The organism is Aeromonas sp. ASNIH7 (genome assembly GCF_002903485.1).
Classification (GTDB): domain Bacteria; phylum Pseudomonadota; class Gammaproteobacteria; order Enterobacterales; family Aeromonadaceae; genus Aeromonas; species Aeromonas caviae.
In genome coordinates, this window is sequence record NZ_CP026226.1 from 2,770,087 (window position 1) to 2,790,761 (window position 20,675).

At 62.3% G+C, this 20,675-nt stretch carries 23 protein-coding genes and 1 pseudogene; 16 read left to right on the forward strand and 8 right to left on the reverse strand.

All coding sequences use genetic code 11. The features are described from left to right. Positions 1 to 9 precede the first annotated feature (9 nt). Genes zur through C2U47_RS12995 form a run of 3 tightly spaced genes read left to right on the forward strand, consistent with a single transcriptional unit; the run spans position 10 to position 1,152 of the window. Positions 10 to 468: a zinc uptake transcriptional repressor Zur gene (gene zur, locus C2U47_RS12985; RefSeq protein ID WP_010673042.1), complete on the forward strand. Its 459-nt coding sequence runs from the start codon at positions 10 to 12 to the stop codon at positions 466 to 468. Continuing rightward, positions 458 to 919, forward strand: coding sequence for a chemotaxis protein CheX (locus tag C2U47_RS12990; RefSeq protein WP_010673043.1), 462 nt, complete (start codon positions 458 to 460; stop codon positions 917 to 919). The genes zur and C2U47_RS12990 overlap by 11 nt, the downstream gene beginning before the upstream one ends. 5 nt (positions 920 to 924) lie before the next feature. Continuing rightward, positions 925 to 1,152, forward strand: a complete 228-nt coding sequence (locus C2U47_RS12995; protein ID WP_069784315.1) for a hypothetical protein — start codon at positions 925 to 927, stop codon at positions 1,150 to 1,152. Between the two features lie 89 nt (positions 1,153 to 1,241). Here C2U47_RS12995 and brnQ read toward each other — a convergent pair whose 3' ends face one another. After that, positions 1,242 to 2,549 carry a branched-chain amino acid transport system II carrier protein gene (brnQ, locus tag C2U47_RS13000; RefSeq protein ID WP_039040015.1) on the reverse strand — a complete coding sequence of 436 codons (1,308 nt, stop codon included), beginning with the start codon at positions 2,547 to 2,549 and terminating at the stop codon, positions 1,242 to 1,244. 190 nt (positions 2,550 to 2,739) lie between these two features. Continuing rightward, complete coding sequence (locus C2U47_RS13005) at positions 2,740 to 3,450, reverse strand: tRNA1(Val) (adenine(37)-N6)-methyltransferase (protein ID WP_069784314.1); 711 nt, start codon at positions 3,448 to 3,450, stop codon at positions 2,740 to 2,742. Positions 3,451 to 3,577: 127 nt separating this feature from the next. Between C2U47_RS13005 and srmB the strand changes: the two genes are divergently transcribed. Beyond that, on the forward strand, positions 3,578 to 4,798 hold the full coding sequence (gene srmB / locus C2U47_RS13010; RefSeq protein WP_041210934.1) for an ATP-dependent RNA helicase SrmB: 1,221 nt from the start codon (positions 3,578 to 3,580) through the stop codon (positions 4,796 to 4,798). Positions 4,799 to 4,984: 186 nt separating this feature from the next. Here srmB and yaaA read toward each other — a convergent pair whose 3' ends face one another. Genes yaaA through tapT form a run of 3 tightly spaced genes read right to left on the reverse strand, consistent with a single transcriptional unit; the run spans position 4,985 to position 7,958 of the window. Further along, on the reverse strand, positions 4,985 to 5,758 hold the full coding sequence (yaaA, locus tag C2U47_RS13015) for a peroxide stress protein YaaA (protein WP_042014926.1): 774 nt from the start codon (positions 5,756 to 5,758) through the stop codon (positions 4,985 to 4,987). 32 nt (positions 5,759 to 5,790) lie between these two features. Then, on the reverse strand, positions 5,791 to 6,900 hold the full coding sequence (locus C2U47_RS13020; RefSeq protein ID WP_042882153.1) for a PilT/PilU family type 4a pilus ATPase: 1,110 nt from the start codon (positions 6,898 to 6,900) through the stop codon (positions 5,791 to 5,793). Between the two features lie 23 nt (positions 6,901 to 6,923). Next, positions 6,924 to 7,958 carry a type IVa pilus ATPase TapT gene (gene tapT, locus C2U47_RS13025; protein WP_010673050.1) on the reverse strand — a complete coding sequence of 345 codons (1,035 nt, stop codon included), beginning with the start codon at positions 7,956 to 7,958 and terminating at the stop codon, positions 6,924 to 6,926. A 39-nt stretch (positions 7,959 to 7,997) separates the two neighbouring features. Here tapT and C2U47_RS13030 point away from each other — a divergent pair, with 39 nt between their 5' ends. The 5 genes from C2U47_RS13030 (at position 7,998) to C2U47_RS13050 (ending at position 10,960) form a co-directional block, all read left to right on the forward strand. Beyond that, complete coding sequence (locus C2U47_RS13030; RefSeq protein WP_042864460.1) at positions 7,998 to 8,699, forward strand: YggS family pyridoxal phosphate-dependent enzyme; 702 nt, start codon at positions 7,998 to 8,000, stop codon at positions 8,697 to 8,699. 124 nt (positions 8,700 to 8,823) lie between these two features. Continuing rightward, a complete protein-coding gene (gene proC, locus C2U47_RS13035) occupies positions 8,824 to 9,648 on the forward strand; it encodes a pyrroline-5-carboxylate reductase (protein ID WP_069784313.1) in 825 nt (274 codons plus the stop codon). 23 nt (positions 9,649 to 9,671) lie between these two features. Continuing rightward, positions 9,672 to 10,223 (forward strand): YggT family protein, encoded by a 552-nt coding sequence (locus tag C2U47_RS13040; protein ID WP_010673053.1) that lies wholly within the window; start codon positions 9,672 to 9,674, stop codon positions 10,221 to 10,223. Continuing rightward, a complete protein-coding gene (gene yggU, locus C2U47_RS13045) occupies positions 10,223 to 10,522 on the forward strand; it encodes a DUF167 family protein YggU (protein ID WP_010673054.1) in 300 nt (99 codons plus the stop codon). Before C2U47_RS13040 ends, yggU begins: the two co-directional genes overlap by 1 nt. A gap of 18 nt (positions 10,523 to 10,540) precedes the next feature. Further along, a complete protein-coding gene (locus tag C2U47_RS13050) occupies positions 10,541 to 10,960 on the forward strand; it encodes a DUF4426 domain-containing protein (protein ID WP_029313762.1) in 420 nt (139 codons plus the stop codon). 75 nt (positions 10,961 to 11,035) lie between these two features. On the opposite strand, the gene C2U47_RS13055 is transcribed toward C2U47_RS13050, so the two are convergent. The 3 genes and pseudogenes from C2U47_RS13055 to C2U47_RS13065 form a co-directional block, all read right to left on the reverse strand. Continuing rightward, the gene (locus tag C2U47_RS13055; RefSeq protein ID WP_069784312.1) at positions 11,036 to 11,866 is read right to left on the reverse strand and encodes a CPBP family intramembrane glutamic endopeptidase; all 831 of its coding nucleotides are present in this window, start codon (positions 11,864 to 11,866) and stop codon (positions 11,036 to 11,038) included. Positions 11,867 to 12,027: 161 nt separating this feature from the next. Then, positions 12,028 to 12,318 (reverse strand): hypothetical protein, encoded by a 291-nt coding sequence (locus C2U47_RS13060; protein ID WP_039039963.1) that lies wholly within the window; start codon positions 12,316 to 12,318, stop codon positions 12,028 to 12,030. Between the two features lie 49 nt (positions 12,319 to 12,367). Next, a pseudogene (locus tag C2U47_RS13065) lies at positions 12,368 to 12,741 on the reverse strand (YacL family protein). 206 nt (positions 12,742 to 12,947) lie between these two features. Here C2U47_RS13065 and C2U47_RS13070 point away from each other — a divergent pair. The 7 genes from C2U47_RS13070 to C2U47_RS13100 all read left to right on the forward strand — a co-directional run bounded on the left by C2U47_RS13070 (position 12,948) and on the right by C2U47_RS13100 (position 20,406). Next, a complete protein-coding gene (locus C2U47_RS13070; protein WP_039039965.1) occupies positions 12,948 to 14,063 on the forward strand; it encodes a sugar diacid recognition domain-containing protein in 1,116 nt (371 codons plus the stop codon). A 119-nt stretch (positions 14,064 to 14,182) separates the two neighbouring features. Beyond that, entirely contained in the window at positions 14,183 to 15,445 is a 1,263-nt protein-coding gene (locus tag C2U47_RS13075) for a GntP family permease (RefSeq protein WP_103261676.1), read from the forward strand. Positions 15,446 to 15,454: 9 nt separating this feature from the next. Next, positions 15,455 to 16,588 carry a glycerate kinase gene (locus C2U47_RS13080; protein ID WP_103261677.1) on the forward strand — a complete coding sequence of 378 codons (1,134 nt, stop codon included), beginning with the start codon at positions 15,455 to 15,457 and terminating at the stop codon, positions 16,586 to 16,588. 261 nt (positions 16,589 to 16,849) lie between these two features. After that, positions 16,850 to 17,413: an NnrU family protein gene (locus tag C2U47_RS13085; protein ID WP_042864457.1), complete on the forward strand. Its 564-nt coding sequence runs from the start codon at positions 16,850 to 16,852 to the stop codon at positions 17,411 to 17,413. Between the two features lie 59 nt (positions 17,414 to 17,472). Next, the gene (locus C2U47_RS13090; RefSeq protein ID WP_010673063.1) at positions 17,473 to 18,009 is read left to right on the forward strand and encodes a glutathione peroxidase; all 537 of its coding nucleotides are present in this window, start codon (positions 17,473 to 17,475) and stop codon (positions 18,007 to 18,009) included. Between the two features lie 82 nt (positions 18,010 to 18,091). After that, positions 18,092 to 19,027 (forward strand): LysR family transcriptional regulator, encoded by a 936-nt coding sequence (locus C2U47_RS13095; protein ID WP_010673064.1) that lies wholly within the window; start codon positions 18,092 to 18,094, stop codon positions 19,025 to 19,027. A gap of 182 nt (positions 19,028 to 19,209) precedes the next feature. Further along, positions 19,210 to 20,406, forward strand: coding sequence for a NupC/NupG family nucleoside CNT transporter (locus C2U47_RS13100; RefSeq protein ID WP_041214468.1), 1,197 nt, complete (start codon positions 19,210 to 19,212; stop codon positions 20,404 to 20,406). Positions 20,407 to 20,675 lie beyond the last annotated feature (269 nt).

Consider the following 20,675-nt stretch of genomic DNA (forward strand, 5'->3'; position numbering starts at 1 on the left):
TGCGTGAACATGAATCAAGACCAACTTCTACAACGAGCGGAACGCCTCTGCGAGCAGCGCGGGATCCGTTTCACCCCGACACGGCGCCAGGTGCTCCGGCTGCTTGCCGCCCACGGCAATGCCATTAGTGCCTATGATTTGCTGGCCCAGTTGCAGCAGACCGAGGCTCATGCCAAACCGCCTACCGTCTATCGGGCGCTCGACTTCCTGCTCGAACAGGGCTTTGCCCACAAGGTGGAGTCGCTCAACGCCTTCATCTTCTGCTGCCACTTCGACCATGCCCACCCGATGCAACTGCTGATCTGCGATCGTTGCGGTGAGGTAGTGGAGCTGCACGATCCCGCCATCGACGGCGCCTTTTCCGAGCAGGCTCATCAGCATGGTTTTACTATTACCAACAAGACCATAGAAGCCCATGGTCAATGTGCCCGCTGTTCCGCTACCGTAGGAAGTCAAGATGAAGGCTGATTTTGTAAACCCGTTCCTGCTCTCCCTGCTCAACGTGCTCTCCACCATGGCACAGCTGGAACTCAAACCGGGCGCGCCCAAGCGCAAGACGGACGAGCTGGCTCGGGGAGATGTCTCCGGCCTGATTGGCATGGTGGGTCCGCAGACCCGGGGTTCCCTTTCCATCAGCTTCGAGAAGGGGCTGGCACTGGAGATCATGCGCCGCATGCTGGGGGAGGCGCCGGCCACCATCAACGAGGAAGTGACCGACATGGTGGGCGAGATCACCAACATGGTGACGGGCGGCGCCAAACGCATGCTGGGGGAGAAGGGCTATGAGTTCGACATGGCGACCCCGGTCATCGTCTCCGGTCCCAATCACACCATCACTCACCGGGCCGACGGCGCCAAGATCATGATGCCGTTCGAATCGGAGTATGGCCGTGCCACCATCGAGATCTGCTTCGAGTAATCGCCATGTGGAAGATGCTGAAATGGAGTGTCATCGGTGGGGTGGTGCTGCTTATCCTGTCGGATATCGAGATCAGCACCTCTCTCTACAAGTACGAAGACAACCGCGTGGAGATCCACTTCCCGCGCTGGCAGGCTGACCAGCCCTGGGGCACCCTGCGCTGGCATGCGGGCCGGTTTGAGCATCACTGGTACGGTCTTGCAGGCAAACCCAAGCCAGCAACCGTACTCTGAGGAGCGCTCTCCACAACGGATGAACCAGATTGCACCAACAAAAAAGAGGCCAGCGAATGCTGGCCTCTTTATTTGGTCAAGATCTGTTATCAGGCTGCTTCTGCTGCCAGCTTGCCATTGCCACGCACCATGACACCGAGGCCACAGGCCAGCAGGGTCGGCAGCAACCAGGCCAGGCCCTTGTCAAACAGCGGCAGGAAGGCGAACGCATCCATCTTCATGCCGGCGGCGCCCAGGCCGTCCAGGCAGCCGAACAGGAAGGCGACCAGCAGCACGGAGCGGAACACCAGGCGGGGGCGACCGAAGTAACCCTTCAGGAAGGTGACCAGCACCAGCGCCACGGCAACCGGGTAGATGGCGACCAGCACCGGAATGGAGAGGCTGATGAGCTGGCTCAGGCCCACGTTGGCCACGACGCCGCAGATGACACCCAGCAGCACGACCAGCTTCTTGTAGCTCATGCCGGTCAGGTTGTGGAAGAAGTCGGAGCAGGCGGAGATGAGGCCGACGGCCGTGGTGAAGCAGGCCAGGGTGATGATGGCAGCCAGGATGAACTGACCCGGTTGGCCGAACAGGCTCAGCACGTAGGCGTTGACGATGGCACCGCCGTTGCTCACGTCGGTGGCGACGCCGGCAGCGGTGTTACCCAGCTGGAACAGGGAGACATAGACCACGGAGAGACCGATGGCGGAGATGATGCCAGCGATGGCCAGGTACTTGAACTGGCTCTGGTAGTCATGGATGCCTTTCTGGCGCAGCAGGTCGACGATCAGGGCGCCGAACATCAGGGACGCCAGGGTGTCCATGGTGTTGTAGCCTTCCAGAATGCCCTTCACGAAGGGGGTGCTTTGGTAGTCACCGGATGCGGCAGGCATGCTTCCTTGCGGTGCGACGAAGACACCGATGGCCAGGGTCAGCAGCAGCAGCATCAGCAGCGGGGTCAGGTACTTGCCGATGGCATCCATCAGCTTGCCCTGGTTCAGGGAGACCAGGATGGCCACGCCGAAGAACAGTACTGTGTAGGCAGCCAGACCGGATGGTCCCATGTCGCCAAGGAAGGGCTTGAGGCCCATCTCGTAGGCCACCAGGCCGGTACGGGGGGCGGCGAAGGCCGGGCCGATGATGATGTAGATGGCGACGGCCAGTGCGGTGGCCACGCCGGTCGGCAGCAGCTTGGTCATGCCGGCCCAGCCGTTGCCAGCCTTGGCGACGGCGATGATGGTGATGAGGGGCAGGCCCACGGCGGTGACCAGGAAGCCCAGCATGGCCAGGGAGAGGTGCTCACCCGCCATGAAGCCGGCCAGGGGCGGGAAGATGATGTTGCCTGCGCCCAGATAGAACGCAAAGGTCATGAAGCCCAATCCGAGTACATCGGACAATGTGAGTGATTTCGTCAAGTTCAACCTCGTCTGTCTTGTAAACTATTGCTTGTTATAGTTTTTTATTTGTCAGTGACCGGCACTTTCCGGGGGTAAAAAAAAGAGCCCCGCTGGTTTTTTCATCGCGACCAGTGGTTTGAACTGGTCTTGAGCGGGCGCTCATTTAGCAGTCAGCATAATGATGTGAAAAAATAGTTCAAGGCAAAATTTACATCTTCAAATAGAAGGGGCTGGTCAGTTGGATATATCTGTCGGAATAGCCTCCTGTGGCAGAATGGATCACAATTTCACCCCTATCACACTTGTTTAATCCTCTGCCAAGCAGCAATAAAACACGATTTGCCTCTTTCCCCTCTCTGGTAGTAACAGCCAGATAACAGCGCTCATACAGATCATAACTCGACGAAATGCATAAAATTTCATCCGCCATCGCCGTGGGCAGCACCAGGGCCAGTTGCCCGGTACGGCTCAGCAGGCGATCGCTGGCGGCCAGCAATCCCTTGGGGTCGAGCCCCCCGGTATGACGGGCCAGAGCCCTGGCCGGATCGCGGAGTGTCTGGCCTGCCGGGAAATAGGGCGGGTTGGAGACGATGAGATCGTAAGGGGGGGCGAGGTGATCCTGAATGGCGCTCTCTATGATGGTGACCCGCTCACGCCAGGGGGAGGCCGCCACATTCTCCTTGGCCTGCATGGCTGCGTCCTTATCCAGCTCCACCCCGTCTATGTGGCAGCCGTTCGTGCTGCGCTGGGCCAGCATCAGGGCGATGAGGCCGCTGCCGGTGCCGATGTCCAGCACCCGGCGGGCGCTGTCGACCGGCGCCCAGGCTCCCAGCAGAATGCCGTCCGTACCGACCTTCATGGCGCAGCGGTCGTGATCGATGTGAAATTGCTTGAACGTGAAACCGTTGTTGCGCCCCATTCGGCCCTCCTCCTGTACTTGCCCGCGGAAAATGGCCGGCGATTATAGCGGCTAAGCCACAGTCACCATAGGAGCCGGCGGCATAATCGCCTATAATCTGCCGCTTCCTTAATGACCGAGTATTGCCATGAGCCAGTCCTTTGATGATTTCGACCTGAATCCAGCCCTCAGTCGGGCCTTGGCCGAGATGGGATTCACCCGCCCCACCACCATCCAGCAGATGGTGCTGGAGCCAGCCCTGGACGGCCGCGATATTCTAGCCTCTGCGCCGACCGGAACCGGCAAGACCGCCGCCTTCCTGCTGCCCGCGATGCAGCACCTGCTGGACTTCCCGCGCCGCAAGCCGGGTCCGTGCCGCATGCTGATCCTGACTCCGACCCGCGAGCTCGCGCTGCAGGTGAGTGCTCACGCCAAGGCCCTGGCGGTGCACACCCATCTCAGCATCGAGACCATCATCGGTGGTGTCAGCCATGAAGAGCAGCTGCCTGCCCTGACCAAGACCACCGACATCGTGGTGGCCACCCCTGGCCGTCTGCTCGAGTACATCGAGAAAGAGGAGTTCGAGAGCCACGATATCGAGGTGCTGGTGCTGGATGAAGCGGACCGGATGCTGGACATGGGCTTCATCAAGGACGTGAACCGCATCGTGGAAGAGGCGCGCTACCGCAAGCACACCATGCTCTTCTCCGCCACGCTGGAAGGGGCCGGCCTCGAGAAGTTTGCGAGCGAGATCCTCAAAGACCCGGTTGAGCTGCACGCCGAGCCGCCCCGCAGCGAGCGCCGCCCCATCACCCAGTGGATCCACCTGGCCGATGATGCCGCCCACAAGCTGGCTCTGCTGGTGCACATCCTGAAAAACCCGGAGACCCAGAAGGCCATTATCTTCGTCAAGACCCGTGAGCGACTGGCGGAGCTTTCCGGCCAGTTGCAGGCGGCAGGCGTGCCCTGCGCCTGGATCCGTGGCGAGATGGAGCAGGCCAAGCGCATCGAGTCTATCCGCAAGTTCCACGAAGGGGAGGTGCCCTTCCTCATCGCCACCGACGTGGCCGCCCGCGGCATCGACCTGCCGAACGTCAGCCATGTCATCAACTACGACATGCCCTACGGCGCGGATGTCTATGTGCACCGCATCGGTCGTACCGGTCGTGCCGGCAACCGCGGCTGCGCCATCAGCCTGGTGGAAGCCCACGACATGGCCATGGTCGCCAAGATCGAACGCTACACCGAGGAGCGCCTCAAGCGCCGGGTGATCGATGAGCTGCGCCCCAGACACAAGGAAGCACGGGTGCCGGTGAAGAAGAAAAAGCCGAAGGATGCCAAGAAGTCGGCAAAGAAGAAAAAGAAGTAATGCCCCTGAGCACAGTTGAAACGGCCATCCCAGGATGGCCGTTTTGCTGTCTGCTGCCTGGGGAGTGGCCTGAAGGGGCGCAGAAAAAAGCCGACGCAAGGACGTCGGCCAACAAAAAGTGCTTACAACAGAGGATTCACAGAGTCAGACCCGAGGATCTCCGACTTGGTTCCCTTGAATGTGTAATTAATTTTCAGCGCGCTTGAACATCAGGGTATTGGCGTCGGACTCTTCCGGTACGAAGTAGTAGCCGTCGGCATCGAAACCGGTCAGCTGTTCCACCCGGGTGAGCCGATGCTTGATGATGTGGCGTGCCATCATGCCGCGGGCCTTCTTGGCGTAGAAGCTGATGATCTTGAACTGGCCGTTCTTCTCGTCCTTGAAGACCGGGGTGATGATGCGCCCCTGCAGGGCTTTCGGGCGCACCGACTTGAAATACTCGTCGGAGGCGAGGTTGATCAGTACGTCGTCCCCCTGGGCCGCCAGCGCCTTGTTCAGGTGCTCCGTGATGATGTCGCCCCAGAACTGGTAGAGGTCCTTGCCGCGCGGGTTCTCCAGCCTAATCCCCATCTCCAGGCGGTAGGGCATCATCAGATCGAGCGGCCGCAGCACCCCGTAGAGGCCGGAGAGCATGCGCAGGTGGGCCTGGGCAAAGTCGAGGTCGGCCTCGCTGAAATCTTCTACGGCCAGACCGGTGTAGACGTCCCCCTTGAAGGCCAGCAGCGCCTGGCGGGCGTTGGCCGGCGTGAAGTCAGGCTGCCACTCGGCAAAGCGGGCGGCGTTGAGGCCGGCGAGCTTGTCGCTGATCTTCATCAGGCTGGCGATCTGGTCCGGGCTCAGTTGACGAGCCCGGGTGATCAGTGCTGCGGAGTGGTCCAGCAGTTCGGGTTGGGTGAAACGGGAGGTCACCAGGGGTGACTCGTAATCCAGCGTCTTGGCCGGGGAAACCACAATCAGCATAACTGTCCTTTACTAGCGGTGACGCACGCCCCTCATTCATCCAGGGTCACGTTGTCGAGAGTGCCTGCGCCCAGCTGCTCGCGACCCGACAGCTTGATGAGCAGTCGCAGGTCGTTGGCGGAGTCGGCATGGGCAAGGGCCTCACTGTAGCCAATTTGGCCGGCGCAGAACAGGGTGAACAGTGCCTGATCGAAGGTCTGCATGCCGAGCTCGCCGGATTTGGTCATCACCTCCTTGAGTCTGTGCATCTCTCCCTTGCGAATGATGTCGGTGACGAGCGGGGTGTTGAGCAGGATCTCGAAGGCGGCGACCCGGCGCTGCCCGTGAGCGGAGGGGAGCAGCTGCTGGGCGACGATGGCGCGCAGGTTGAAGGAGAGATCGAACAGGAACTGGCGGTGCTTCTCCTGGGGGACCAGATGCAGGATGCGATCCAGCGCCTGGTTGGCATTGTTGGCGTGCAAGGTGGCGAGGCAGAGGTGTCCCGTCTCGGCGAACTGGATGGCGAACTCCATGGTCTCCTGGGAGCGGATTTCACCAATGAGGATGACATCCGGGGCCTGGCGCAGGGAGTTTTTGAGGGCGACATCGAAGGATGCGGTGTCGATCCCCACCTCCCGCTGGGTCACCAGACAGCGATCGTGCTGATGGACGAACTCCACCGGATCCTCCACCGTCAGGATGTGGCCGTCACCGTGCTGGTTGCGAAAGCCTATCATGGCCGCCTGGGTGGTGGACTTGCCGGCGCCAGTGGCGCCGACGAAGAGCACCAGCCCGCGTTTGGCCATGGCGACCTCCTGCAGGATGGGAGGCAGCACCAGCTCGTCAAAGGTGGGGATGCGGGTCTCGATGCGGCGCAGCACCATGCCCGGCATATCCTGTTGCCAGAAGGCGCTGACCCGAAAGCGCCCCAGCGAGCCTCGCTGGATGGCGTAGTTGGCCTCGCGGGTGTGCAGGAAGCGTTCGAAGTGGGTCTCGTCCAGGCTCTCCCTGATCAACGCCAGCGCCGTCGTCTTGTCGAGGGGGGCTGGTCCGAGCGACACCAGACGCCCGTTGACCTTGAGGGTCGGGGGAGCATCGACCGTGATGAAGAGATCCGAGCCCTTTTGTTCAACCAGTGCGGCGAGCAGAACATCCATGTTCATGGCGACTCCTTGGGTGTGCGAGCTTAAATGGTATTGGGATCGACCGCCTTGGCCTTGGCATCGAGGGATGCGACGACCCCCCGGTTGACCAGCTGCTTGAGGCTCTGGTCCATGGTCTGCATGCCGTGGGTCATCCCGGTCTGGATGACGGAATAGAGCTGGGCCACCTTGTCTTCCCGGATGAGGTTTCGCACCGCCGGGATCCCCAGCATGATCTCGTGGGCAGCCACCCGGCCGCCACCGATACGCTTGAGCAGGGTCTGGGAGATGACCGCCCGCAGGGATTCGGAGAGCATGGATCGCACCATGTCCTTCTCCGAGCCGGGGAAGACGTCGATGATTCGGTCGATGGTCTTGGCAGCCGAGGAGGTGTGCAGGGTGCCAAACACCAGGTGACCGGTTTCGGCGGCGGTCATGGCGAGACGGATGGTTTCGAGGTCCCGCATTTCACCTACCAAGATGATATCCGGGTCTTCCCGCAGGGCCGAGCGCAGGGCGTTGCTGAAGCTCTTGGTGTCGCGGTGTACTTCCCGCTGGTTCACCAGGCAGCGCTTGTTCTCGTGCACGAATTCGATGGGGTCCTCGATGGTGAGGATGTGGTGGTGGAAGTTGTCATTGATGTAATCGACCATGGCGGCCAGGGTGGTGGATTTGCCCGAGCCGGTGGGCCCAGTCACCAGTACCAGGCCGCGAGGGTACTCCGCTATCTTGCGAAATATCTCCGGCGCCCCCAGATCGTCCAGGGTCAGAACGGTACTCGGGATGGTACGAAACACCGCGCCCGAGCCGCGCGCCTGCTGGAAGGCGTTGACCCGAAAGCGTGCCATGCCGGGCACTTCGAAGGAGAAGTCCACTTCGAAGTTCTCCTCCAGCTCCTTGCGCTGGTGGTCATTCATGATGTCGTAAATGAGGGCATGGACTTCCCGGTGATCCAGGGCGGGCAAATTGATCTTGCGAACCTCCCCATCAACCCTGATCATCGGGGGGACCCCGGCCGAGAGGTGTAGATCCGATGCCTTATGCTTTACACTGAATGCCAATAACTCTGTGATATCCATAGATTTGTTATTCTCCCATCACAAGATTACGAACGAAATATGAGCCAGATTGCCCAGCACCTGCTTCAGGTAAAGGAACGTATTGTAGAGGCTGCCCGGCGTGTTGGCCGCAGCCCAGATCACATCCAGTTGCTTGCTGTCAGTAAAACCAAGCCGCTGGGGGACATTCAGGCTGCCTATGCCGCCGGCCAGCGGCGCTTTGGCGAATCCTACGCCCAGGAGGCCGCGCTCAAGATTGATGCCTTGCGCGAGCAGAACGCCTGTACAGACATAGAGTGGCACTTTATCGGCCCGCTGCAATCGAACAAGTCCAAGCTGGTGGCGGAGCGGTTCGACTGGGTTCAAAGTGTCGATCGCGACAAGCTCATCGAACGCCTCAACAACCAGAGACCGAGTGGGCTCGCGCCGCTAAATATCTGTCTGCAAATCAATATTAGCGGAGAGAGCAGCAAATCCGGTACGTCGGAGCAAGAGATTTTCCGCCTGGCCTCCCTGGTGGCCCAAAGCGAGCGGCTGCGGTTGCGCGGCCTGATGGCCATCCCCGAGCATACCCGCGACGAGGGAGTGCTGGCGGCCCAGATGGCGCGCATGCAGGCTCTGTTCACCGAGCTTGCGCAACAATACCCGAGCGTCGACACCCTTTCGATGGGAATGACCGAGGATCTTGAGCCGGCCATTGCCCATGGCAGCACCATGGTGCGGGTCGGGACCGCCATCTTCGGGGCCCGTGACTATTCATGAGCAAGAGCCGGGGCGAGAAACACCCCGGTCGTGCTTTTTTTTCAGGTAAACAGGCGCGTGTGATGCTGTCAGCCCGCACAGGCTGGGTCGGCATCCGCTGCGATGTCAGTAACAGGAGTGTTTGATGCAGCAGAGAACCCTCGCCTTCATCGGGGCAGGCAACATGAGCCGCAGTATCATTGCCGGCCTCATCCAGGCGGGTTACCCGGCAGAGCGTATCATCGCCGCCAATCCGAGCCGCCCCAAGCTGGACGAACTGGCCAGCCAGTTCGGCATCCGTATCACCCAGGACAACGCCGAGGCGGCCCGTGAGGCCGAGGTGATCGTGCTGGCGGTCAAGCCCCAGCTGATGGCGGGCATGCTGACGGCGCTGGTGGCCGAGCTTGGCTCGCTGGATGGCAAGTTGCTCATCTCCATCGCTGCCGGCATTCGCGTCGCGCGCTTGCAGGAGATGGCGGGTGGTCACGATCGCATCATTCGCACCATGCCCAACACCCCCTCCTTGCTGGGGCTGGGGATGACCGGGCTCTATGCACCGCCCGCCATCGGGCAGGCCGATCGGGCGGTGGCCGAACAGATGATGCAATCCGTGGGCAAGACCCTCTGGGTGGATCAGGAGGCCGGCATCAACGGCGTCATTGCGGCGGCGGGCAGTGCCCCGGCCTACTTCTTCCTGTTCATGCAGGCGATTGCCGAGGAGGCCGAGGCCATGGGCTTTACGCCGGAGCAGGCCCGCCTGCTGGTGCAGCAAACCGCCCTGGGAGCGGCCGCCATGGTGGAGCAGAATCCCGAGCTGTCGCTGCAGACCCTGCGCGAGCAGGTGACCAGCAAGGGCGGGACCACGGCCGAGGCCGTCAAGACATTCCAGGAGCAGGGGCTGATGCCGCTGACCGCAAGAGCCATGCAGGCGGCCGTTACCCGGGCCGGCGAAATGGAAACCCTTTTCTGAATCCCTTTTAGCAAGGAGCCCGGATGAACACGGCTTACTTTTTGATTAACACTGTCTTTGATCTCTACCTTATGGTGGTGCTGCTGCGGGTCTGGCTGCAGTGGGCGCGGGCCGACTTCTACAACCCCATGAGCCAGATGGTGGTCAAGCTGACCAACCCGCTGGTGGTGCCCCTACGCCGCGTCATCCCGGGTTTTGGCGGGCTGGACATGGCCTCTGTGCTGCTGGCGCTGCTGATCGCCTTTGGCAAATTGGTCCTGCTCAAGAGCATGAATGTGCTGCAGGCGGACTGGCTCACTCTCTGTCTGTTTGCGACGCTCACCGTGTTGAAGAAGGCGGGTTCCATGATCTTCTGGATCCTGCTGATCCGCGCCATCCTGAGCTGGGTCAGCCAGGGTCGCAACCCCATTGAATACGTGATGCACCAGCTCACTGAACCCTTCCTGGCCCCCATTCGCCGCATCCTGCCTGCATTGGGCGGGCTGGATCTCTCCGTGCTGGTCGCCTTCATCGCGCTGCAGGCCATCAACTACCTGATGGGGGATCTGTTCGGCCAGTTGTGGTGGATGATCTGATGCCCGCCGTCCTGCTGGAAGGGGACGAGCTGGTGTTGCATCTGATGATCCAGCCCAAGGCGAGCCGGGATCAGATCATCGGATTGCACGGTGACGAGTTGAAAGTGGCCATCACGGCACCGCCGGTGGATGGTCAGGCCAACAGTCACCTGATCAAGTACCTGGCCAAGCAGTGCAAGGTGGCCAAGGGGCAGGTTCGCATCCTGCGGGGAGAGCTGGGTCGGCACAAGACGGTCGCCATCGACGCGCCAAAGCAGATCCCCGCCGAGATTGCCGCTCTGCTCGATAATCAGGGTTGATACGAGAGGGATGACATCATGAAAACTGCCTGGATGAGTTGCCTGCTGGCACTCCTGATGACGCTGCCGCTGCGGGCTGAGCAGATGCAGGAGCTGGGCCCCTGGAAAGTGCACTACAGCGCGTTCAACTCCAGCTTCCTCACCCCCGAGGTAGCCAGGACCTATGGCCTGGAGCGCAGCCGCTATAACGGCATCGTCAATATCGCGGTGCAGAACAAGCAGGGGGTGGCACAGGCGGTGGGGATCAGCGGCGAAGCCCGCAATCTGACCGGCACCCTTCGCACCCTGAATTTTCAGGAGGTGAAAGAGGGGAATGCCATCTATTACCTGGCAGTCCTGCCCTATCGCAATGAGGACACCTACCAGTTCACCCTGAAGATCATGGGGGAGGGGCAGCAGCAGACGCTGACCTTCCAGCAGACCTTCTACGTCGACTAGATTGCAGGGTGAATGCAGATGCCCTGCCCCCACGGGGGCGGGGCATTTTTTTGCCCGGTGAACCTGTGCTCGACGTCAGTGGCTGGCCAGGGGATAGGTAAACAGGGCCAGGTGGGCGAAGTTGAACAGGAAGTGGAACAGGATGGCGATACTGAGGCGCCCGCTCAGTTGGAACGCCAGGCCATAGCAGGCCCCCGCCAGCGCGGCGAACAACACCAGCAACGGGCCACCGGCAAGATGGGCTGCGCCGAACAGCAGGCTGGCGACCAGGAGACCTGCCCAGGGCGTGCTTCGGCTTGCCACCCCTTGCTGGATGCATCCCCGGAACAGCGCTTCTTCCGCCACACAGGTGAACAGCAGGTTGTTGAATGCGAACAGCCACCACCAGTGGGGCAGTCCCGCTTCGGGTTTGAGGGCGCCCAGTTGCCAGGCGGTGATGAGCAGGGCCGCGAGCGGCAGGATGAGCAGGGCCAGCGGCCGCCAGCGCATCGTTCCACCCGGGCCGAGCAGGCCGGGGACGGCCAGCAGCAGGGCGAAGAAAATGAGCGGCTTGTCCAGATTGAGGTAGAGGGTGAAGGGCACGCTGGCCGGGCCCGCCTGTACCTTGTCGAGCACCCTGAGATTGTCAAAGCCGGGCACCAGATGCAGCGTCAGGGCGAGGGACCACAGCAGGACCAGCGTCAGTGCGACGCCGCGCCAGGGTGGGGGCAGGGTGGGGGTGCGCCAGGCCAGCAGCAGACCGGCGAGGCTGACAAGAGCGGCGAGGGGCGCGAGTCGCTCAAGCCAGAGGGCGGTAAGCAGGGCAAGTCCCAGCAGGAGCATGCCGGGCCTGGTCCGGCGGGCGAGGCAGCAGAGTACGGCGAGCCCCAGGACGAGCCAGATGAGGATATCGGGGTGTGGTAACATCGAGTCTCCTTGTATGAATGAAGGGCGCACCTTAACGATCCCCATGGTCTGGTTCAAGGAAAAGGGACTGGCCGGCAGAAGACGCGCAATGAAAAGCCGGAGCTGGGCTCCGGCTTGGGCGGCGGCAAGATGTCACCGAGAGAGGTGATGGCCTTCCCGTATCAGCGACCTGACTCGGCGATGACCCGGGCGATGATGTCGGCGCGTTTGCTGGCTTCCAGCTCGCCCAGGGCGATGAGACCGGCCTTGAAGATGACGTTCTTCGGCAGACTGACGTCATCCAGGGTGGTGATGGCCTCGACGTGCATGCCGTTCAGGCGGCTGGCATCGCGCGGGCTCAGGTTGACCTGGGTGTTCAGCACCTGCTTGCCCTTCTTCTTGGGCTGGGCGGGTTTCTTCGGTTGATCCAGCTCGTCTTCCGGCAGTTCGTCATCAAAATCGTAAATGGACATAGTCAATCCTGTTGGGTTGCAAGGGGCATGCTCGCCCGAATGGGGGTAATCAGCCCATATCCTCGTTGCGGATAAAGGCGCGCCAGGAGCCGAGTACCTGGGCAAAATCTTCCAGCCCGCACATGGCCAGCTGTTCATCATCGTAGTAGGCGAGATCGTCGAGATCCTCATCCTGCTCGATATTGAGGACATTGGCCTTCACCTCGGCTTCCTCGTGGGTCAGCAGCAGGGAGTAGTCGCCCCCAGCAGCCGGTATTCGGTGCGGGCCCGGCTGGAGAGCTGGTCGATGATGGCGAACAGCTCGTCGAGCTTCTCCTCGTCCTTGCCCACCTCGTCGATCAACCACTGGCCGATGGCTTCATGGCCCATGGAGAACCGGGCGCGATAGCCACCGAACGGGTCGCGGCGAAATTCATAATCCATAGCGGAGTCCATATCGGAGGGTGAAACCACCACGGCGCAAAGCGGCATGATGCCGGATCCTTGATCCATGGTGGGGCACTGATAGCGTAAAGTGGCCTATTCTAGCGATCCCCCCCGCGCTTGTCTTGATGATGTGGGATCTTTAACGGGTGATCCCGGTGATGGCGCACGCCGGGGACCCTGTCAACGAATGGTATGGAGAGGCAATGCAGCTCAACGACGCGCTCGCGCATCAGATAGTCAGCCGGGCGATGAAGATCCTCTCGTTCTCGGTCAACGTCATGGATGAACGGGGACTCATCATTGCGTCCGGCAATCCGGAGCGGCTGCACCAGCGCCACGAGGGGGCCGTGCTGGCCCTGACCGAGAACCGGGTGGTGGAGATAAGCGAGGCCACCGCCCGGGAGCTCAAGGGGGTGAGGCCCGGCATCAACCTGCCCATCGCCTATCAGGGGGAGCTGCTCGGTGTCATCGGCATCTCTGGGGATCCGGACATCGTGCGTGCTTACGCCGAGCTGGTGCGCATGACCGCCGAGCTCATCCTGGAACAGGCGGCGCTCACCGAGCAGTTGCAGTGGGACAAGCGCCACAAGGAGGAGCTGGTGTTGCAGCTCATTCGCGGCGAAGGGCGGGCCGATCAATTGCAACAGGTGGCCCGCTTCCTCGAGCTGGATCTCGCCCAGCCCCGGGTGGTGGCCGTGCTGGCGCTGGAGGAGGCCGAGCCCGCCCAGGTGAGGGAGCTGGTTCACCTGCTGGAAAACCCGGAGCGGGACAACCTGGTGGCCATCAACGGCCTGGACGAGATAGTGGTGCTCAAACCCGCCCAGCTCAGCGACGGCGTCTGGCAGTCGGCGCAGGAGCGCAGCCGGATCCGGCAGCTGCTCTCCCGTATTCCCCATTTCAAGGTTCGCATCGGGGTGGGTGATTACTTCGCCGGCATCCCCGGGCTGGCGCTCTCCTACCAGACGGCGCGAGACACCTTGCGCCGTGGCATGCGCCAGTCGCCCCGCAAGCAGGTCTATTTCTTCGAGGATTACCGGCTCTCAGTGCTGCTCGGCACCCTGGCGGACTCCTGGCAGGCGGATCAGCTACGGGCTCCGCTGCAAAAGCTGGCGCAGGAGGACACAAAGGGAACGCTGCAAAAGACGCTGCGCCAATATTTCTTGCAGGATTGTGATCTGCATCCCTGTGCCGAAGCCCTGTTCATTCACCCCAACACCCTGCGTTATCGACTGACCCGGATAGAGCAGATAACCGGCTTGAATTTCAACAAGTTAGATGACAAGTTTTTGCTCTATCTCGGGCTCAGTCTCGATAGCTGATTTGTCTTTTTCAACAAAAATACAAGGCCGGTAAATGCTTTTTTTGGTTTTATGGCCAAAGCATTCCAGGCGGGGATCCCCATAATGGCGCCACTCATTACAACAACAAGGTGCCCGTCATGATCCCAGTCTCCGCGCTCGGCGCGCTCGCCGCGCTCTCCATCGCCATCTTCCTCATCCTGAAGAAGGTGCCGCCCGCTTACGGCATGATTGTCGGTGCCCTGGCCGGTGGCCTGATCGGTGGCGCCGACCTGACCCAGACCGTCGCTCTGATGATCGGCGGCGCCCAGGGGATCACCACGGCGGTGATGCGGATCCTGGCGGCGGGTGTGCTGGCCGGGGTGCTCATCGAATCGGGCGCCGCCACCACCATCGCCGAGACCATCGTCAAGAAACTCGGCGAAACCCGCGCCCTGCTGGCCCTGGCGCTGGCCACCCTGATCCTGACCGCGGTCGGCGTCTTCGTGGACGTGGCCGTCATCACGGTCGCCCCCATTGCGCTGGCCATCGCCCGCCGCGCCGATCTCTCCAAGGCGGCCATCCTGCTGGCGATGATCGGCGGTGGCAAGGCGGGCAACGTCATGTCTCCCAATCCCAACGCCATCGCGGCAGCCGATGCCTTCCACCTGCCTCTCACCTCGGTGATGGCGGCGGGCATCATTCCCGGCCTGTTCGGTCTGGTGATGGCCTACTGGCTCGCCAAGCGCCTCAACAACCGGGGCAGCAAGGTGGCCGCCGACGAGGTGGTGAGCTTTGACGGTGCCAAGTTGCCCGGCTTTGCCGCCGCCATCAGTGCGCCCCTGGTCGCCATCCTGCTGCTGGCCCTGCGTCCCATCGCCGGCATCGTGGTGGACCCGCTCATTGCGCTGCCTCTCGGCGGCCTGGTGGGGGCTATGATGATGGGCAAGTTCACCAAGGTGAACCAGTTTGCCGTCTCGGGCCTGGCCCGCATGGCGCCGGTTGCCATCATGCTGCTGGGGACGGGTACCCTGGCGGGCATCATCGCCAACTCCGGCCTGAAAGATGTGCTCATCAGCGGCCTGACCGCTTCCGGTCTGCCCTCCTATCTGCTGGCCCCCATCTCCGGTGCCCTGATGTCGCTGGCGACCGCCTCGACCACGGCCGGGACCGTGGTGGCCTCCAACGTGTTCAGCGCCACTCTGATTGAACTGGGGATCAGCAGCCTGGCAGGGGCCGCCATGATCCACGCCGGCGCCACCGTGTTTGACCACATGCCCCACGGCTCCTTCTTCCATGCCACCGGCGGCAGCGTCCACATGGGCGTCGGCGAGCGACTCAAGCTCATCCCCTACGAAACCGCGGTCGGTCTGACCATCGCCGTTGTCTCCACCCTGATGTTTGGCGTGTTTGGCCTCGCCTAAGGAACTGATATGAAAATTGTGATCGCCCCCGACTCATTCAAGGAGAGCCTGAGCGCCATGGCGGTGGCCGATGCCATCGAGGCCGGTTTCAAGCAGCTGCTGCCGGATGCCACCTACGTCAAGCTGCCCATGGCCGATGGCGGCGAGGGGACGGTGCAGTCTCTGGTGGATGCCACCGGTGGTCGCATCCTGCCGGTCGAGGTGACCGCCCCCCTCGGCAACAGGGTGCAGGGCTTCGTGGGCCTGCTGGGGGATGGCAAGCGCGCCGTCATCGAGATGGCGGCGGCCTCCGGCCTCCATCTGGTGGCGCCCGAGCTGCGCAATCCGCGGCTCACCTCCAGTGTCGGCACCGGGGAGCTGATCCTGGCCGCGCTGGAGATGGGGGTGAACCACCTCATCCTCGGCATCGGCGGCAGCGCCACCAATGATGGCGGTGCCGGCATGATCCAGGCACTTGGCGGCAAGCTCCTGAAAGCAGATGGTACCCCCATTGCGCCGGGCGGTGCCGGTCTGGCCGAGCTGGCCACCATCGACCTGAGCGGGCTGGATCCCCGTCTGACCGGACTCACCATCGAGGTGGCCTGCGACGTGGACAATCCGCTGTGCGGCCCGAAAGGGGCGTCCGCCGTGTTCGGTCCGCAGAAGGGGGCAACTCCCGAGATGGTGGCCGAACTGGATGCCAATCTGGCCCGTTACGCGGACTGCATCGAGCAGGCGCTTGGCAAGCAGGTGAAGGAGATCCCGGGAACGGGGGCCGCAGGCGGCATGGGGGCAGCCCTGGTGGGGCTGCTCGGCGCCGAGCTCAAACCCGGCATCCGGATCGTCATCGAGGCGCTGAACCTGGCCGAGGCGGTGGCCGATGCGGATCTGGTCATCACCGGCGAGGGCCGCATCGACAGCCAGACCATCCATGGCAAGACGCCCATCGGGGTAGCTCGCTGTGCCAAGCAGTTCGGCAAGCCGGTGATCGGCATCGCCGGATGCCTCACCGATGACTGCGGCGTGGTGCACGAGCATGGGCTGGATGCGGTGTTCGCCGTGGTCAATCGGACCATGTCCCTGCCGGAGGCGCTGGCCACCGCCACCACCAACCTGCAGCTCACGGCCCGCAACGTGGCGGCTCTCTACCTGCTGCGCAAATGACCCTCTCTCCTGGCCGATGCGGTGCATCGGCCTGACCCTGCCCCGTGCAGCAGAGTGAGCGGCCCGGCGTGGCACCTCTGACGCACTTGCCGATCCTTGGGTCGGCTTTTTTTATTATCCTGCTGTCTTTCATATGGTTTTTGTATTCTGAGAAGGGGCTTTGCGGCATAGTGATCTCCCGACAGTGAGGGAGCCACGAGAAACAAGGCCCGCCTGAGGGAGGGCTTCCCATTCCGGGGGGCAATATGCGAGGTGCGAGCCATGATCCTGCTGACCCTGGGGGTGGTGTTGTTCACCCTGACTCATCTTTACCCCTGTTTTGCGGCACAGCACCGCGCCCGTCTGCGGGAGCGGCTGGGGGAGAACCGCTACAAGGGGCTCTTCTCGCTGCTGGTGTTCGTCGCCATCGGCTGCATCCTCGCAGGCTGGCGCAGTGCCAGCCCCATGCCCCTCTATTTTCTGCCTGTCTGGGGCCCCACCCTGGTGATGGGGATCATGCCGATCGCCCTTGTCCTGCTGTGTGCGGGGCAGGGGGCGAACCATTTCCGCCGTTGGCTGGTGCATCCCCAGCTGCTCGGGGTGCTGCTCTGGTCGGGGGCCCATCTGGCGGTGAACAGCGAGGCGCGTTCCCTGGTGCTGTTTGGCGGGCTCGGTCTCTGGGCTCTCATCAGCATCGTCTGGATTTCGATGCGGGAGTGGGGTCGTCACCCCCGTGCCGCCGCCACCTGGCAGGGGACGGGGATCAGTCTGGGGGCGGGGCTGGCCCTCACGGCTCTGCTTATCTTCTGGGGACACGGCTGGCTGACCGGGATCCCCCTGCACTGATCCCTGAACCAGATTCCGGGGTCTTGCGTATGATGGACAAAACAATGGGAGTCACGTCGATGAAATGGTTCACCCTGCTGCTGATGCTCGGCTCGGGCGCGGTCTCTGCCGCCTGCCCCGATTACTTCAACGTGGAGATGCGGGAGCTCAACAGCACCCAGCGCCACAACCTCTGCCAGTTGACCGAGGGCAAGGTGGTGCTGGTGGTCAACACCGCCTCCTACTGCGGTTACAGCGGTCAGTTCCGGGATCTGGAAGCCCTCTATCAGGGCTACAAGGAGAAGGGACTGATGGTGCTGGGCTTCCCCTCCAACGATTTCTGGCAGGAGGCGGGCAACGAGAACAAAACCGCCGAGGTGTGCCGCCGGGACTACGGGGTGACCTTCCCCATGTTCAACCGGGTGGCGGTGCGGGGTTCGGATGCGGTGCCGCTGTTCAAGGGGCTGGCCGCGGCTGCCGACGGTGATGCGCCCAACTGGAACTTCCACAAGTACCTGGTCGGGCGGGACGGCAAGCTGATTGCGAGCTATGGCGCCAACCAGAATCCGTCGGATGATCCTCTCAAACAGCAGATCATCGATGCCCTGGGGCACTGACCCTACCCCATGGCGGGCCGCTCTGGAATAATGCGGCCCCGCCATCCACTCCGGTGACTCCGTGCTGCAACGTCTTCCCCAAATGGTGATCTTCGATGCCCTGGTTCGTGAACAGGGCATCTCGGCGGCTGCGCGCCGCCTCGGGGTCTCCAAATCCCACATCAGCAAGCAGCTCGCCCTGCTGGAAACCGCGCTCGGCGCCCAGCTGGTACAGCGCACAACCCGCCGTTTCGGGCTCACCGAACTGGGTCAGGAGTATGCCCGCCACTGCCGCGCTCTGGTGGCGGTGGCACTGGAAGCGGAATCCATGGTGGCGGAGCGCCGTGGCAAGGTGAGCGGCGTGCTCCATCTGGGGGTGGGTCAATCCTTCGGGCGGTTGCACGTGATCCCGCGCCTCAAGGCGTTTCAGGCACGTTATCCGGATCTGGAGCTGGAGGTGTCCCTGTTCGATCACCGCACCAATCTGGTGGATGAGGGGCTGGATCTCTGGATCACCACCTACGAGGACAAACCCGAGTCCCTGGTAGGGCAGCGACTGGCAGACATCGGCTTCGTGCTGGTGGCCTCGCCGGATTATCTGCTGAGTCACGGCACGCCACTGCACCCCAGGGATCTGGCCCATCACAATTGCATCACCTACCAAAGCCGGGAGCGGCGCTACCACGAGTGGTCATTTCGCCAGGGCAAGGAGCGCCAGACGGTGCAAGTGGCGGGCAACTATCGGGTGGATCTGGCGGAAGCGGTGCGGGACGCCGCCCTGGCCGGGCTCGGCATCGCCTATGTGGCCAACTACCTGCTGGACAAGGAGCTGCAATCTGGTCAGCTCATCCCTCTGCTGCCCCAGTGGCAACCGAACCAGAAGATGGCGGTGCACGCCGTCTATGCCAGGCGAGAGCATCTGGATCCCAAGATCCGCCTCTTCATCGACTTCCTCAAGGAGAGCTTCGGACCCGGGCCCTACTGGGCGCAGCGACTCGCACCCTGGCTCGGGGGGAAATTGTCCGGCACCGAGGAATAATCGTTTCCATACAAGAACACTGGCGTGAGTGCGGTTTCAAAGTTGTGTCAAATCAGTCAGTTGGCGCAACCGATATCGTGCAAACGTTTTTGCTAACAGGGTTGTAACCCGGCGGGGTTGCGGCGGTGAGGGGAGGGGAGCAGAATCCGCGCCCATCTTCAGCCTCACTGGATGGAATCCCCATGATTGCCCTGCTTGGTATCCTGAGCATCCTGGCCCTGGCCGCACTCTGCTCTGATAATCGTCGTCGTATCCCGTTGCGAACAGTGGGCTTTGCCCTCTGCCTGCAAGTGCTCTTCGCCGCCCTGGTGCTCTGGCTGCCCGCCGGTCAGCAGGTATTGAACGGTGTCAGCGAGAGCGTCAGCAGCGTCATCGGCTACGGCCAGGAGGGGATTGCCTTCCTGTTCGGGGATCTGGCCAAGTTCAAGCTGGGCTTCATCTTCGCCTTCAACGTGCTGCCGGTGATCATCTTCTTCTCCGCGCTGATCGCCATCCTCTATCACATCGGCCTGATGCCCAAAGTGATCGCCCTGCTCGGCGGCGGCCTGCAGAAATTGCTGGGCACCGGCCGCGCCGAGAGCCTCTCTGCCACCGCCAACATCTTCGTCGGCATGGTGGAAGCGCCGCTGGTGGTCAAACCCTATCTCTCCAGGATGTCCGATTCCCAGTTCTTTGCGGTGATGAGCTGCGGGTTGGCCTCGGTAGCTGGCGGCACCCTGGTGGGCTACGCCAGCATCGGGGTCGAGCTGAAATACCTGATTGCGGCGGCCTTCATGTCCGCCCCTGCCGGGCTTGCCATGGCCAAGATCCTGGTGCCGCCCGCCGCGCAAGAGGAAGATCACCACGAAGACGTGGAGATCCCCCGCGCCACCAACGTCATTGAAGCGGCCGCCGATGGCGCCATGGCGGGTCTCAACATCGCCGTCGCCGTGGGGGCGACCCTGCTGGCCTTCGTCGGCGTGATCGCCCTGCTCAACGGCCTGCTGGGCTGGGCCGGCGACCTGGTGGGGCTGGAGCTGAGCTTCCAGATCATCCTGGGCTGGCTGTTTGCCCCCGTCTCCTGGCTCATCGGCGTTCCCTGGGATCAGGCCCAGGCGGCTGGTGCCCTGATCGGCACCAAGATCGTCATCAACGAGTTCGTCGCCTTCATCGCCCTGGTGCAGGATCAGACCCTGAACGAGTCGAGCAAGGCCATCGTCACCTTCGCCCTGTGCGGTTTCGCCAATATCTCTTCCATGGCGATCCTCATCGGCGGCCTGGGGGCCATGGTGCCGGAGCGCAAGTCCTTCATCGCCCGCTACGGCATGCGCGCCATCCTGGCGGGGGTGCTGGCAAACCTGATGAGCGCCTCCCTGGCAGGCTTGTTCCTCGCCCTCTGATAGACCCTGGAAGTCAGCACCTTCCGGTCATTGCCCGCTTCGGCGGGCTTTTTTGCACCCGCTTGCAGGCAAAAAAAAGCGCCTCTGGGGAGGCGCGGGGAAAAGACAGATTGGAAGCGTCACATGGGTGCCACCTGAATGAGGGATGAGCCGTCCCATCCAAGTGTGAAGCCATGATGCCTGATGCTCTCTGAAGCGCTTCTGAGGCGATTCTTCATACTGTGTTCATTTTCAAAATGCTGCCGAAATGTGATTTTTAAATGATTGAT

Coding starts and splice junctions, on each gene's coding strand:
- C2U47_RS13060 (WP_039039963.1), bottom strand. CDS start 12,318: ATGTCCATTTACGATTTTGATGACGAACTGCCGGAAGACGAGCTGGAT.
- C2U47_RS12995 (WP_069784315.1), top strand. CDS start 925: ATGTGGAAGATGCTGAAATGGAGTGTCATCGGTGGGGTGGTGCTGCTT.
- yaaA (WP_042014926.1), bottom strand. CDS start 5,758: ATGCTGATTGTGGTTTCCCCGGCCAAGACGCTGGATTACGAGTCACCC.
- C2U47_RS13080 (WP_103261677.1), top strand. CDS start 15,455: ATGAAAATTGTGATCGCCCCCGACTCATTCAAGGAGAGCCTGAGCGCC.
- yggU (WP_010673054.1), top strand. CDS start 10,223: ATGCCCGCCGTCCTGCTGGAAGGGGACGAGCTGGTGTTGCATCTGATG.
- C2U47_RS12990 (WP_010673043.1), top strand. CDS start 458: ATGAAGGCTGATTTTGTAAACCCGTTCCTGCTCTCCCTGCTCAACGTG.
- C2U47_RS13040 (WP_010673053.1), top strand. CDS start 9,672: ATGAACACGGCTTACTTTTTGATTAACACTGTCTTTGATCTCTACCTT.
- C2U47_RS13095 (WP_010673064.1), top strand. CDS start 18,092: ATGGTGATCTTCGATGCCCTGGTTCGTGAACAGGGCATCTCGGCGGCT.
- C2U47_RS13055 (WP_069784312.1), bottom strand. CDS start 11,866: ATGTTACCACACCCCGATATCCTCATCTGGCTCGTCCTGGGGCTCGCC.
- srmB (WP_041210934.1), top strand. CDS start 3,578: ATGAGCCAGTCCTTTGATGATTTCGACCTGAATCCAGCCCTCAGTCGG.
- proC (WP_069784313.1), top strand. CDS start 8,824: ATGCAGCAGAGAACCCTCGCCTTCATCGGGGCAGGCAACATGAGCCGC.
- zur (WP_010673042.1), top strand. CDS start 10: ATGAATCAAGACCAACTTCTACAACGAGCGGAACGCCTCTGCGAGCAG.
- C2U47_RS13030 (WP_042864460.1), top strand. CDS start 7,998: ATGAGCCAGATTGCCCAGCACCTGCTTCAGGTAAAGGAACGTATTGTA.
- C2U47_RS13085 (WP_042864457.1), top strand. CDS start 16,850: ATGATCCTGCTGACCCTGGGGGTGGTGTTGTTCACCCTGACTCATCTT.
- C2U47_RS13070 (WP_039039965.1), top strand. CDS start 12,948: ATGCAGCTCAACGACGCGCTCGCGCATCAGATAGTCAGCCGGGCGATG.
- C2U47_RS13075 (WP_103261676.1), top strand. CDS start 14,183: ATGATCCCAGTCTCCGCGCTCGGCGCGCTCGCCGCGCTCTCCATCGCC.
- C2U47_RS13005 (WP_069784314.1), bottom strand. CDS start 3,450: ATGGGGCGCAACAACGGTTTCACGTTCAAGCAATTTCACATCGATCAC.
- C2U47_RS13090 (WP_010673063.1), top strand. CDS start 17,473: ATGAAATGGTTCACCCTGCTGCTGATGCTCGGCTCGGGCGCGGTCTCT.
- C2U47_RS13050 (WP_029313762.1), top strand. CDS start 10,541: ATGAAAACTGCCTGGATGAGTTGCCTGCTGGCACTCCTGATGACGCTG.
- tapT (WP_010673050.1), bottom strand. CDS start 7,958: ATGGATATCACAGAGTTATTGGCATTCAGTGTAAAGCATAAGGCATCG.
- C2U47_RS13020 (WP_042882153.1), bottom strand. CDS start 6,900: ATGAACATGGATGTTCTGCTCGCCGCACTGGTTGAACAAAAGGGCTCG.
- C2U47_RS13100 (WP_041214468.1), top strand. CDS start 19,210: ATGATTGCCCTGCTTGGTATCCTGAGCATCCTGGCCCTGGCCGCACTC.